Origin of the sequence: Streptomyces sp. WMMB 714 (genome assembly GCF_900090125.1) — a bacterium.
Taxonomy (GTDB): domain Bacteria; phylum Actinomycetota; class Actinomycetes; order Streptomycetales; family Streptomycetaceae; genus Streptomyces; species Streptomyces daqingensis.
Window position 1 is genome coordinate 167,220 of sequence record NZ_FMHJ01000005.1, and the last position, 12,426, is coordinate 179,645.

The 12,426-nt window shown below is 70.8% G+C and carries 9 protein-coding genes and 1 pseudogene; all 10 read left to right on the forward strand.

Translation table 11 applies throughout. The annotated features are described in order from the left end of the window. The 10 genes and pseudogenes from H181DRAFT_RS10885 (at position 1) to H181DRAFT_RS10930 (ending at position 12,293) form a co-directional block, all read left to right on the forward strand. Complete coding sequence (locus tag H181DRAFT_RS10885) at positions 1–1,797, forward strand: UDP-N-acetylmuramoyl-L-alanyl-D-glutamate--2,6-diaminopimelate ligase (protein WP_045864145.1); 1,797 nt, start codon at positions 1–3, stop codon at positions 1,795–1,797. A gap of 5 nt (positions 1,798–1,802) precedes the next feature. Beyond that, complete coding sequence (gene murF / locus H181DRAFT_RS10890) at positions 1,803–3,230, forward strand: UDP-N-acetylmuramoyl-tripeptide--D-alanyl-D-alanine ligase (RefSeq protein WP_045864146.1); 1,428 nt, start codon at positions 1,803–1,805, stop codon at positions 3,228–3,230. Continuing rightward, positions 3,227–4,291, forward strand: a complete 1,065-nt coding sequence (gene mraY, locus H181DRAFT_RS10895) for a phospho-N-acetylmuramoyl-pentapeptide-transferase (protein WP_045864147.1) — start codon at positions 3,227–3,229, stop codon at positions 4,289–4,291. Before murF ends, mraY begins: the two co-directional genes overlap by 4 nt. 17 nt (positions 4,292–4,308) lie before the next feature. Then, positions 4,309–5,772: a UDP-N-acetylmuramoyl-L-alanine--D-glutamate ligase gene (gene murD / locus H181DRAFT_RS10900; protein WP_045864148.1), complete on the forward strand. Its 1,464-nt coding sequence runs from the start codon at positions 4,309–4,311 to the stop codon at positions 5,770–5,772. 150 nt (positions 5,773–5,922) lie between these two features. Further along, positions 5,923–7,427, forward strand: a pseudogene (gene ftsW, locus H181DRAFT_RS10905) (putative lipid II flippase FtsW). A gap of 6 nt (positions 7,428–7,433) precedes the next feature. Then, positions 7,434–8,528, forward strand: a complete 1,095-nt coding sequence (gene murG / locus H181DRAFT_RS10910) for an undecaprenyldiphospho-muramoylpentapeptide beta-N-acetylglucosaminyltransferase (protein ID WP_045864393.1) — start codon at positions 7,434–7,436, stop codon at positions 8,526–8,528. Between the two features lie 136 nt (positions 8,529–8,664). After that, on the forward strand, positions 8,665–9,378 hold the full coding sequence (locus H181DRAFT_RS10915; protein WP_302622639.1) for a cell division protein FtsQ/DivIB: 714 nt from the start codon (positions 8,665–8,667) through the stop codon (positions 9,376–9,378). A 237-nt stretch (positions 9,379–9,615) separates the two neighbouring features. After that, positions 9,616–10,833, forward strand: a complete 1,218-nt coding sequence (ftsZ, locus tag H181DRAFT_RS10920; protein ID WP_045864150.1) for a cell division protein FtsZ — start codon at positions 9,616–9,618, stop codon at positions 10,831–10,833. Continuing rightward, positions 10,830–11,561: a peptidoglycan editing factor PgeF gene (pgeF, locus tag H181DRAFT_RS10925; RefSeq protein WP_045864151.1), complete on the forward strand. Its 732-nt coding sequence runs from the start codon at positions 10,830–10,832 to the stop codon at positions 11,559–11,561. The genes ftsZ and pgeF overlap by 4 nt, the downstream gene beginning before the upstream one ends. Positions 11,562–11,564: 3 nt before the next feature. After that, positions 11,565–12,293 (forward strand): YggS family pyridoxal phosphate-dependent enzyme, encoded by a 729-nt coding sequence (locus H181DRAFT_RS10930; RefSeq protein ID WP_045864152.1) that lies wholly within the window; start codon positions 11,565–11,567, stop codon positions 12,291–12,293. The last annotated feature ends 133 nt before the right edge of the window (positions 12,294–12,426 follow it).

Genomic DNA, 12,426 nt, shown 5'->3' on the forward strand with positions numbered 1-12,426 from the left:
GTGGGAACGGACGCTCAGAACCAGCACGACGGGCCGGACGCAGTCCCTCCGGGGAGCCCCTCGCTTCGCGGCACGCCCTCCGCGCCCGGTACGCTCACCGCCGTGCCACAAGCTGATCAGAACTCCCTCTCGCCCTCGGCGGGGGGCCGCGCGGTCGCTCCCACCCCGGAGCCAGCCCCGAAGCCGGCGACGGACGTCTCGTCGGGCCCGCCCCGCCCCGCACACGTCCGGCCTGTGCCGCTCGCGGAGCTGGCCCTCCAGCTGAGGACCGATGCCCCCGCGGGCACGGAGGAGGCCGCGGCGACCGGGATCACCCACGACTCGCGCGCCGTGCGGCCGGGTGACGTCTACGCGGCGCTCCCGGGCGCGCGGTTCCACGGTGCCGACTTCGCCTCGCAGGCCGCCAGCCTCGGCGCCGTCGCCGTGCTGACCGACCCCGCGGGCACCGAGCGCTCCGCGGCGACGGGCCTGCCGGTCCTGACGGTGCCCGACCCCCGCGGCCGCATGGGTGCGCTGGCCGCCGCGATCTACGGCGAGCCGGGCAAGGACCTGCTGCAGATCGGCATCACCGGCACCTCCGGGAAGACCACGACGGCCTACCTCGTGGAGGGCGGGCTCCGTAAGGCCGCCGAGAAGGCGGGCGAGCTGACGGGGCTGATCGGCACCGTGGAGTCCCGCATCGGCGACGAGCGGCTGAAGTCGGAGCGTACGACGCCCGAGGCGACCGATCTGCAGGCCCTCTTCGCGGTGATGCGGGAGCGCGGCGTGACGTCCGTGGCGATGGAGGTCTCCAGCCACGCGCTGGTCCTGGGCCGCGTGGACGGAAGCGTCTTCGACGTCGCCGTCTTCAACAACCTCAGCCCCGAGCACCTGGACTTCCACCCGGACATGGAGGACTACTTCCGGGCGAAGCGGCAGCTGTTCACCCGGGCCCGCTCCCGTGCGGGCGTGGTCAACTTCGACGACGAGTACGGGCAGCGGCTGCTGACCGAGTCCGAGGTGCCCGTCACCACGTTCTCCGCGGAGGGCCATCCCGACGCCGACTGGCGGGCCGAGGACGTCCAAGTGGGGCCGCTCGGCTCCACGTTCACGGCCGTGGGCCCCAAGGACGAGTCGGTGCGCGCGGCCGCACCGATCGCGGGGCCGTTCAACGTCGCGAATGCGCTCGCCGCGCTGACGGCCCTCGTCGTCGCGGGCATCGACCCGCAGACGGCGGCCGACGGCATCGCGTCCGTGCCGGGCGTCCCGGGCCGGCTGGAGCGCGTCGACGCCGGCCAGGACTACCTCGCGATCGTGGACTACGCGCACAAGCCCGACGCCGTCGAGTCCGTGCTGTACGCGATGCGGAAGGTCACCGACGGGCGCGTCCACGCCGTCCTGGGCTGCGGCGGCGACCGCGACCCGCACAAGCGCCCGGCCATGGGCTCCGCGCTGGCGCGGCTCGCCGACACCGCCGTGCTGACGTCGGACAACCCCCGTTCCGAGGACCCCCTCGCGATCCTCGCCACCATGCTGGCCGGCGCCGCCGAGGTGCCCGCCTACGAGCGCGGCACCGTGCTGATGGAGGAGGACCGGGGCGCCGCGATCCGCCTCGCCGTCGCCCGCGCCGAGCCCGGCGACACGGTGCTCGTCCTGGGCAAGGGGCACGAGCTGGGCCAGGACATCGCGGGTGTCGTGCGCCCCTTCGACGACATCGCAGTGCTGCGTGAGGCCATCCGGCTGAAGCAGGAAGAGGCAGGCGCGGCGGCAGCTGCCGCCATGCCGCCGAGAACCCCTACCAACGGGACAGACGCCTGAGACCGATGATCCCCCTCTCTCTCGCCGAGATCGCCGCTGTCGTCGACGGACAGCAGAGCGACATACCGGACCCGGATGCCCACGTCAGCGGCCCTGTCGTCATCGATTCGCGGGAGGTCGCGGAGGGCAGCCTCTTCGCCGCCTTCGCGGGCGAACGCGCAGACGGGCACGACTTCGCCCGAAGCGCGGTAGAAGCGGGAGCGGTGGCGGTGCTCGCCACCCGCCCCGTCGGAGTGCCCGCCGTCATCGTGGACGACGTCACCCGCGCCCTCGGCGCCCTCGCGCGGCACGTCGTCGAGCGCCTGGGCACCCAGGTCGTCGCGTTGACGGGCTCCGCCGGGAAGACCAGCACCAAGGACCTGATCGCGCAGCTTCTGGAGCGCCTCGGGCCGACGGTGTGGACGCCCGGCTCCCTCAACAACGAGATCGGGCTGCCGCTCACCGCGCTGCGCGCCGACGCCGAATCCCGCCATCTCGTACTGGAGATGGGGGCCCGCGGCAAGAACCACATCCGCTACCTCGCCCAGCTCACGCCGCCCCGCATCGGCGTCGTACTGAACGTGGGGTCCGCTCACATCGGCGAGTTCGGCGGACGTGAGCAGATCGCCGAGGCCAAGGGCGAACTCGTCGAGTCGCTCCCGCTCGCGGGTGACGGGGGCGGCGTCGCCGTGCTCAACGCCGACGACGCCCTTGTGCGGGCGATGAGTTCACGCACGGAGGCCCGGGTCCTCCTCTTCGGTGAGGCGCCGGAAGCGGACGTCCGCGCCGAGAATGTCCGGCTCACGGAGCGCGGACAGCCCACTTTCACGCTTCACACACCCACCGGGTGCGGTGACGTGACCATGCGCCTGTACGGTGAGCACCACGTGTCGAACGCGCTCGCCGCGGCGGCCGTCGCCCACGAACTGGGCATGCCCGCCGGGGACATCGCCACCGCGCTCTCCGCCGCGAGCACGCTCTCGCGTTGGCGGATGGAGGTCACCGAGCGCGCCGACGGGGTCACGGTCGTCAATGACGCCTACAACGCCAACCCCGAGTCCACTCGGGCAGCGCTCCGCGCGCTGGCCGCGATGGGGCAGGGGAAACGGACGTGGGCGGTGCTCGGTGCGATGGCCGAGCTCGGCGACGAGTCGCTGGCCGAGCACGACGCGGTCGGACGGCTCGCCGTCCGGCTCAACGTCAGCAAGCTCGTGGCGGTTGGTGGCCAGGAGGCCGTCTGGCTGGACATGGGCGCCAAGAACGAGGGTTCGTGGGGTGAGGAGTCGGTGCACGTGTCCGACGCTGAGGCGGCGGTCGAGCTGTTGCGGAGCGAACTGCGCCCGGGGGATGTCGTGTTGGTGAAGGCTTCCCGTTCGGTGGGTCTGGAGCGCGTCGCGGACGCGCTCACGGAGCCGGTGGACAACGAGGGTGAGGTCGCCGCCCGATGGGTATGAGTCAGATTCTCTTCTCCGGGGTCATCGGACTCTTCCTGTCCCTCGTCGGGACGCCCCTGCTGATCAAGCTGCTCGCCCGCAGGGGGTACGGACAGTTCATCCGTGACGACGGGCCGCAGAACCACCACAGCAAGCGCGGCACCCCGACCATGGGCGGCATCGCCTTCATCCTGGCCACCGTCGCCGCCTACGCCCTGACGAAACTGCTGACGGGAAGCCAGCCGAGCTTCTCGGGCGTCCTGGTGCTGTTCCTCTTCGCCGGCATGGGGCTGGTCGGCTTCCTCGACGACTACATCAAGATCGTCAAGCAGCGCAGCCTCGGTCTGCGCGCCAAGGCGAAGATGGCCGGGCAGCTGATCGTCGGTGTCGCCTTCGCGGTGCTGTCGCTGAACTTCGCCAACCTGCGGGGCCTGACGCCCGCTTCGACCAAGCTCTCCTTCACGCAGGACTTCGGCTGGTCGATCGGCCCGGTCCTCTTCGTGATCTGGGCGCTGTTCATGATTCTCGCCATGTCCAACGGCGTGAACCTGACGGACGGTCTGGACGGCCTGGCGACGGGCGCGTCGGTGATGGTCTTCGGCGCCTACGTCTTCATCTGCGTGTGGGAGTACCAGGAGTCCTGCGCCAACCCCTTCACCGCCGGCCCGGGTTGTTACGAGGTACGGGACCCACTCGACCTGGCCGTCGTCGCGGCGGCCCTCATGGGCGCCTGCTTCGGCTTCCTGTGGTGGAACACCTCCCCGGCCAAGATCTTCATGGGCGACACCGGTTCGCTCGCGCTGGGCGGCGCGCTCGCCGGACTGGCCATCTGCTCACGGACCGAGCTGCTGCTCGCCATCCTCGGCGGCCTCTTCGTCCTCATCACCATGTCCGTGGTGATCCAGGTCGGTTCGTTCCGGCTCACCGGCAAGCGGGTCTTCAAAATGGCCCCCCTCCAGCACCACTTCGAGCTGAAGGGCTGGTCGGAGGTCCTGGTCGTGGTCCGGTTCTGGATCATCCAGGGCATGTGCGCCATCGTCGGCGTCGGAATCTTCTACGCAGGGTGGGCAGCCAGCAAGTGAGCGCCGGGACGGGCCCGTTGGGCGACACCGCGACCGCCGCGGACCTGGCCGGCCGGCATGTGACGGTCGCCGGCCTCGGGGTCAGCGGCAGGAGCGCCGCGCTCGCCCTGGCACGGATGGGCGCCGGTGTGACGGTCGTCGACGGCGGCGACAGCGACACACACCGCGAGCACGCAGAACGGCTGCGCAAGGAGGGCGTCACCGCACGGCTGGGTGACGCCGAGACGCTGCCCGAGGGCACGGACCTGATCGTCACCTCACCTGGGTGGAAGCCGGAGAGTCCGCTCTTCCGGGCGGCGCGCGCCGCGGACGTCCCCGTGTGGGGCGACGTGGAGCTGGCTTGGCGGCTGCGCGGTGCCGCCTCCGGCGGCACCGGTGCTCCCGCGCCCTGGCTCGCGGTCACCGGCACCAACGGCAAGACCACGACCGTCCAGATGCTCTCCGCGATCCTCCGCGCCGCCGGGCTCCGAGCGCCCGCCGTGGGCAACATCGGCACCCCGCTCATCGACGTCGTACTCGACGAGCAGAAGCCGCCGGACGTACTCGCGGTCGAACTGTCCAGCTACCAGCTCCACTGGGCACCCAGCCTGAGGGCCCACTCGGGAGCGGTGCTCAACCTCGCCCCGGACCATCTCGACTGGCACGGCTCGATGGAGGCGTACGCCGCCGACAAGGGCCGTATCTACGAGGGCAACCAGGTCGCCTGCGTCTACAACTGCGCCGACCCGGCCACGGAACGCCTCGTGCGCGAGGCGGACGTCGAGGAGGGCTGCCGCGCCATCGGCTTCACCCTCGGCACTCCCGGCCCCTCCGAACTGGGCGTCGTGGACGGCATCCTCGTCGACCGCGCCTTCGTCGAGGACCGTCGGAGGCAGGCGCAGGAGCTCGCCGAAGTCGGCGACGTCACCCCCGCGGCACCGCACAACATCGCCAACGCCCTCGCGGCCGCCGCCCTCGCGCGCGCCTACGGAGTGCCGCCCTCGGCCGTACGCGACGGGCTGCGGGCCTTCAGTCCCGACGCCCACCGCATCGCGCACGTCGCGGACGTCGGCGGCGTCGCCTACGTCAACGACTCCAAAGCCACCAACACCCATGCCACGCAGGCCTCGCTGGCGGCCTACGAGTCGATCGTCTGGATCGCCGGAGGCCTCGCGAAGGGCGCCACGTTCGACGAACTCGTCCGCACGTCGGCCTCCCGTCTGCGCGGAGCGGTCCTCATCGGCGCCGACCGCGCGCTCATGGCGGAAGCCCTCGCGCGACACGCCCCGGATGTTCCGGTGGTGGACCTCGCGCGGACGGACACTGGTGCGATGGCGGCGGCGGTCCACGAAGCGTCCCGGCTCGCCAGGCCCGGGGATACGGTGCTGATGGCCCCGGCGTGCGCGTCGATGGACATGTTCGTCAACTACAACGCGCGCGGCGACGCCTTCGCCGAAGCGGTCCGTGAACTGGCCGCCGGCCGCGCCGACAACGTGGAGTGACCCGCCGGTCCCGCTGACCGCTCGCGGGAATTGACGGAGGGGAAGCGACAGATGACGCCCGACGGCCAGGCGGCCACCTCTCTCCGAGCCCCGTCTCCACTGCGGACTCCACTGCGGACATCCCCTCTGCTGCGGACGCTGGCGCGAGCCCTGCGAGCCCCGGTCGCGCTCCGGGCTCCGGCACACGCGCCGGTACCGTCCGCCGTCGCCGCGGTGCCCGCGCGCCCTTCGCCGTCGGCCGGTACGCGGCTCTCGACCGTCCTCCGGGGCACGCAGCGCGCCGGTGCCGCCCGGACGGCCAAGTCGGGCGCCTGGAAGGGGGCTTCGGCCTCCGTCTCGCAGCGTCCGCGTCTTCCCGGCCGGAAGCCGCGCCGTCCGGAACCGCGCCGCCGGGGGCTCTCGGCGCTCTCCGACAAGGCGAGGCGGGCCTGGGACCGTCCGCTCACGGCCTACTACCTCGTCCTCGGCGGCAGCCTCCTGCTCACCGTGCTCGGACTCGTGATGGTCTTCTCGGCGTCGCAGATCGAGGCGCTGCAGTCGGGCCTGCCCTCGACGTACTTCTTCCGCAAGCAGCTGATCGCGGCCGTCCTGGGCGCCGTTCTGCTGCTCGTCGCCGCCCGCATGCCGCTGAGACTGCACCGTGCGCTGGCGTACCCGCTGCTGGCCGTCTCCGTCGTGCTCATGTGCATGGTGCAGGTTCCCGGTATGGGGCACGAGGTGAACGGCAACCAGAACTGGATCTACCTGGGCGGCCCGTTCCAGCTCCAGCCGAGCGAGTTCGCCAAGCTCGCGCTCGTGCTCTGGGGCGCGGACCTCCTGGCGCGGAAGCGTGCGAGGCGGCTGCTCACCCAGTGGAAGCACATGCTCGTGCCGCTCGTCCCGGTGGCGCTGCTGCTCCTCGGACTCATCATGCTCGGCGGCGACATGGGCACCGCGATCATTCTCACAACGATCCTGTTCGGACTGCTCTGGCTCGCCGGAGCGCCCACCCGGCTGTTCACCGGCGTCCTCGCGGGGGCGCTCGCCGTAGGGGCGTTCCTCATCATGACCAGCCCCAACCGGATGGCCAGGCTCGCGTGCATCGGCGCCACCGACCCGGGCCCGGACGACCAGTGCTGGCAGGCAGTGCACGGGATCTACGCGCTCGCATCCGGCGGCTGGTTCGGTTCGGGACTCGGCGCCAGTGTGGAAAAATGGGGTCAACTCCCTGAACCGCACACCGATTTCATCTTCGCCGTGACCGGTGAGGAACTCGGACTGGCGGGGACGCTGTCGGTGCTCGCCCTCTTCGCGGCTCTAGGCTATGCGGGTATCCGCGTGGCCGGACGCACGGAGGAGCCCTTCGTGAGGTATGCCGCGGGAGGCGTGACCACCTGGATCACGGCGCAGGCCGTGGTCAACATCGGTGCGGTGCTCGGTCTGCTGCCGATCGCCGGTGTCCCGCTCCCGCTGTTCTCCTACGGAGGGTCCGCCCTGCTGCCGACGATGTTCGCCATCGGGTTGCTGATCGCATTCGCGCGAAGCGACCCCGCTGCGAGGGCGGCACTGGCCATGCGGCAACCTGCTCTGCTGCAGCGCCTGCAGAGAAGGCTGGCAGGGGTGAGATCGAAACGATGAGACGGCGCCCGGTTCGGCGGCCGTCCGGAGAGCGGTGAATGAGAGTGCACGTCGTACTCGCCGGCGGTGGCACCGCCGGCCACATCGAGCCCGCGCTCGCCCTGGCGGACGCTCTGCGCCGGCAGGACCCGACGGTGGGCATCACTGCCCTGGGCACGGAACGCGGACTTGAGACCCGCCTCGTCCCCGAGCGCGGCTACCACCTGGAACTCATCCCGGCCGTACCGCTCCCGCGGAAACCCACGCCCGAACTGATCACCGTCCCGGGGCGGCTGCGCGGCACCATCAAGGCCGCCGAGCAGATCCTCGAGAGCACCAAGGCCGATTGCGTCGCCGGCTTCGGCGGTTACGTGGCCCTCCCGGCGTACCTGGCCGCGAAGCGGCTCGGAGTGCCGATCGTCGTGCACGAGGCCAACGCGCGTCCCGGCCTGGCCAACAAGATCGGCTCGCGCTACACGCGCCACGTGGCCGTCTCCACCCCGGACAGCAAGCTCCGCAACGCCCGGTACGTCGGCATCCCGCTGCGCCGCGCCATCGCCACGCTCGACCGCGCCGCGAAGCGGCCGGAGGCCCGTGCCGCTTTCGGGCTGGACGCCAATCTGCCGACGCTTCTCGTCACGGGCGGCTCGCAGGGCGCCCGCCGCCTCAACGAGGTCGTGCAGCAGGCCGTTCCGCACCTTCAGCGCGCGGGGATCCAGGTCCTGCACGCCGTCGGACCCAAGAACGAATTGCCGCAGCCGGACAACATGCCCGGAATGCCGCCGTACGTCCCGGTACCGTATGTGGACCGGATGGATCTCGCGTACGCCGCAGCGGACATGATGCTCTGCCGTGCCGGCGCGATGACCGTCGCGGAGCTGTCGGCCGTGGGGCTGCCGGCCGCCTACGTGCCGCTGCCGATCGGCAACGGCGAACAGCGGCTGAACGCGCAGCCCGTCGTCAAGGCGGGAGGCGGACTCCTCGTGGACGACGCCGAGGTGTCGCCGGACTGGATCCTGAGCAACGTGCTCCCGGTCCTCTCCGACCCGCACCGTCTGCACGCCATGGCCCGCGCCGCGGCGGAGTTCGGCCGTCCGGACGCCGACGAGCTCCTGGTCGGAATGGTGTACGAGGCGATCGCGGCACGCCGAGGGGCGTGAGAGAAGGCAGGCAAGCGTGGCCGGACCGACGGGGCGGACGACCGAGAGCGCCGAGCGGCGCGGCAGGACGCCGCAGGCCCGCCCCCGGGCCGGTTCCGGCCCGCACCAGCACGCGGGGCGGGAGCGAAGGCCCCCGCTGCGGCTGCGACTTCCGGGCCGCCTGCTGCTGCTCGCGCTCGCACTGACGCTCCTCCTGGGCGGCTTCGGCGCATGGGCGCTCTACGGCTCGAACTGGGCGACCGTCGAGCGGGTGTCCGTCAGCGGGACCGCGGTGCTGACGGAAGGCCGGGTCCGTGCCGCCGCCCGCATTCCGCTTGGGGCCCCGCTGCTCTCGGTGGACCGGGCGGCGGCGGAACGCCGTCTGCGCGAGGCCCTGCCGCGGATCGACAGCGTCGACGTCGTGCGGGCATGGCCCCATGGAATCGGTGTGAAGGTGACCGAACGGAAGCCGGAGTTGGCCATGAAGGAGGACGGGAATTTCGTCGAAGTGGATGACGAAGGCGTGCGTTTCGCCGTTGTTCCCAAGCATCCGAAGGGCGTTCCGCTTCTGGTGATGGAAGTACAGCGCTCCGCGGGCCTCCGCCACTTCGGCAGTGAACGCCTCCGCCGCGAAGCCGTCTCGGTCGCCGGATCGCTCCCGAAATCCGTGGAGCGTGACACCCGGACCGTCCGCGTTCGTTCCTACGACTCCATCACGCTGGAGTTGACGGAGGGTCGTACGGTGCTGTGGGGGAGCGGCGAACAGAGGGCTGCGAAGGCCAAGTCACTGACCGCGCTGATGAAAGCGGCCAAAGACGCCAGGCACTTCGACGTGAGTGTCCCCAGCGCCCCTGCGGCGTCAGGGAGTTGACGGACGTCAGCGCAGGCCAGCACCCTGGATGACGACGGCGGGCCCTGATCACATAGGGTGAAAAGAAAAACGGGAGGTTCGGCGTGTTCGTTGAACACCCACCACTTGTCGACTTAGTGTCCGTTCCCAAGACTCCAAGGAAGACGGACACTGGTAACCCTAAACTTCGCGCTTGGGGTTCGGGTCGATGTGGACCGCCCTACAGGGATACGTAACTCGAGGCGAGAGGCCTTCGACGTGGCAGCACCGCAGAACTACCTCGCAGTCATCAAGGTCGTCGGGATTGGCGGCGGTGGCGTGAACGCCATCAACCGGATGATCGAGGTCGGTCTCAAGGGCGTCGAGTTCATCGCGATCAACACAGATGCGCAGGCCCTGTTGATGAGCGATGCCGATGTCAAGCTCGACGTGGGCCGCGAACTGACGCGCGGTTTGGGAGCGGGCGCCAACCCCGACGTCGGCCGCAAGGCGGCCGAGGACCACCGCGAGGAGATCGAGGAGGTCCTCAAGGGGGCCGACATGGTCTTCGTCACCGCGGGCGAAGGAGGCGGCACCGGCACCGGCGGCGCCCCCGTCGTCGCGAACATCGCGCGTTCCCTCGGCGCGCTGACGATCGGCGTCGTCACCCGGCCCTTCACGTTCGAGGGCCGCCGGCGTGCCAACCAGGCCGAGGACGGCATCGCGGGTCTGCGCGACGAGGTCGACACCCTGATCGTCATCCCCAACGACCGGCTGCTGTCCATCTCGGACCGCCAGGTCAGCGTGCTGGACGCGTTCAAGTCCGCGGACCAGGTGCTGCTCTCGGGTGTCCAGGGCATCACGGACCTCATCACGACGCCCGGCCTCATCAACCTCGACTTCGCCGACGTCAAGTCCGTGATGTCCGAGGCGGGGTCGGCGCTCATGGGCATCGGTTCGGCCCGCGGGGACGACCGTGCGGTGGCCGCGGCGGAGATGGCCATCTCGTCGCCGCTTCTGGAAGCCTCCATCGACGGCGCGAGAGGCGTGCTGCTGTCCATCTCGGGCGGTTCGGACCTCGGCCTGTTCGAGATCAACGAGGCCGCGCAGCTCGTGAGCGAGGCCGCGCACCCCGAAGCCAACATCATCTTCGGCGCCGTCATCGACGACGCCCTCGGCGACGAGGTGCGCGTCACCGTCATCGCCGCCGGCTTCGACGGGGGCCAGCCGCCCTCCAGGAACCGCGAGAAGGCCCTCGGCTCGCACACGCCGAAGGACGACCCCGGCCCGTCCACGGGCTCCTTCGGTGCGGATTCGGACGGCGAGCGGCCCTCCTTCGGTGGCCTGGGCACGGTCACGCCGCGTGAGAGCGACCCGGCTCCCGTGGGCGAGTCCTCCGGGTCCGGACGTGACTCGCTGCCTCCGACCGTCCCGCCGGCCCGTCCGTACACGGACAGTCAGGCCGAGGAGCTGGATGTGCCGGACTTCTTGAAGTGATAGACGAGCACCACTCGACGAGCGGCGCGCATTTCGCCTTCACCGACCGGTGGGGCGGGGTGAGCGCCGCTCCGTATGAGTCACTCAACCTGGGCGGCAAGGTCGGCGACGATGCCGCGCACGTGAACACCAACCGGGCGAGGGTCGCGACCGGGTTGGGCCTGAAGCCGTCGAACGTCGTCTGGATGAACCAGGTGCACGGGCGCGATGTCGCCCTCGTGCACCGGCCGTTCGGGGACGACGCGCCACCGCTCGACGGCGTCGTCACGATGCGCCCCATGCTCGCTCTCGCCGTCCTCACCGCGGACTGCACGCCCGTCCTGCTCGCGGACCCCGTCGCGAGGGTGGCGGGCGCCGCACACGCAGGGCGGCCTGGACTGGTGGCCGGAGTCGTGCCCGCACTTGTCGAGGCCATGAAGGCGCGCGGTGCCGTTCCCGAGCGGTTCATCGCCCGAACGGGGCCTGCCGTATGCGGGAGTTGCTACGAGGTGCCGGAGGAGATGCGGTCACAGGTCGCCTCGGTCGTTCCGGAAGCGGCGGCGCGTACGAGCTGGGGCACCCCCTCGGTCGACGTGGCGGCCGGAGTGCGGGCTCAGCTCGCGGCGCTGGGTGTCACAACTCTGGAACAGTCCTCTGTTTGCACCATGGAGTCGGATGATCACTTCTCGTACCGGCGCGAGAAAGTCACCGGCCGGCTCGCGAGTTATGTGTGGCTGGAGGCGAACTGAACTGTGACGGACCTCACTGCTCGCAAGGCCCAACTCGCAGAAAACCTCGCCCGGGTGGAGGAGCGCATCGAGGGCGCTTGTGGCGCGGCGGGGCGCAGGCGGGAAGACGTGACCCTGATCGTCGTCACCAAGACCTACCCGGCGGAGGACGTCCGTCTGCTGTCCGAACTGGGTGTGCGGGACGTCGCCGAGAATCGCGACCAGGACGCGGCGCCCAAGGCGGCGGCCTGTGCGGACGCCCCGCTGAGCTGGCACTTCGTGGGCCAGCTCCAGACCAACAAGGCGCGCTCCGTGGCGGGTTACGCGGACGTCGTGCACTCCGTCGACAGGGTTCGCCTCGTCAGGGCGCTCGACAACGCCGCGGCGGACCGGGAACGCCACCTGGACTGCCTCGTCCAGGTCGCACTTGACGCGGAATCAGGCGGTTCCGGCGGAAGGGGCGGAGCGGCCCCGGGGGCGGTCGTGGAGATCGCCGACGCCGTGGCCGCGGCCCAAGGGCTGCGCCTGGCAGGCCTGATGACCGTCGCGCCGCTGTCGGGGGAGTACGCGGGGCGCCCCGCCGCCGCCTTCGAACGGCTGCGGGAAATCTCAACTGACCTGCGGACGAGGCATCCTGCTGCAACCATGGTGTCAGCAGGGATGAGTGCGGATCTCGAAGAGGCAGTGGCTGCGGGGGCGACACATGTGCGCGTCGGCAGCGCGGTACTCGGAGAGCGCCCGCGGCTCGGGTAACGTCGCCAAGAGTCGGACCACAGTAGAAAATATGGTCATTTCGGGTTGGGAAACGACAGGCGGATGGGCCCGAGTATTTCCAAGTCGCCGGTGACGGGCCGCGAGGCCTTCCCGCCGGGGGCAGGGGACCCAC

Coding starts and splice junctions, on each gene's coding strand:
- murF (WP_045864146.1), top strand. CDS start 1,803: ATGATCCCCCTCTCTCTCGCCGAGATCGCCGCTGTCGTCGACGGACAG.
- mraY (WP_045864147.1), top strand. CDS start 3,227: ATGAGTCAGATTCTCTTCTCCGGGGTCATCGGACTCTTCCTGTCCCTC.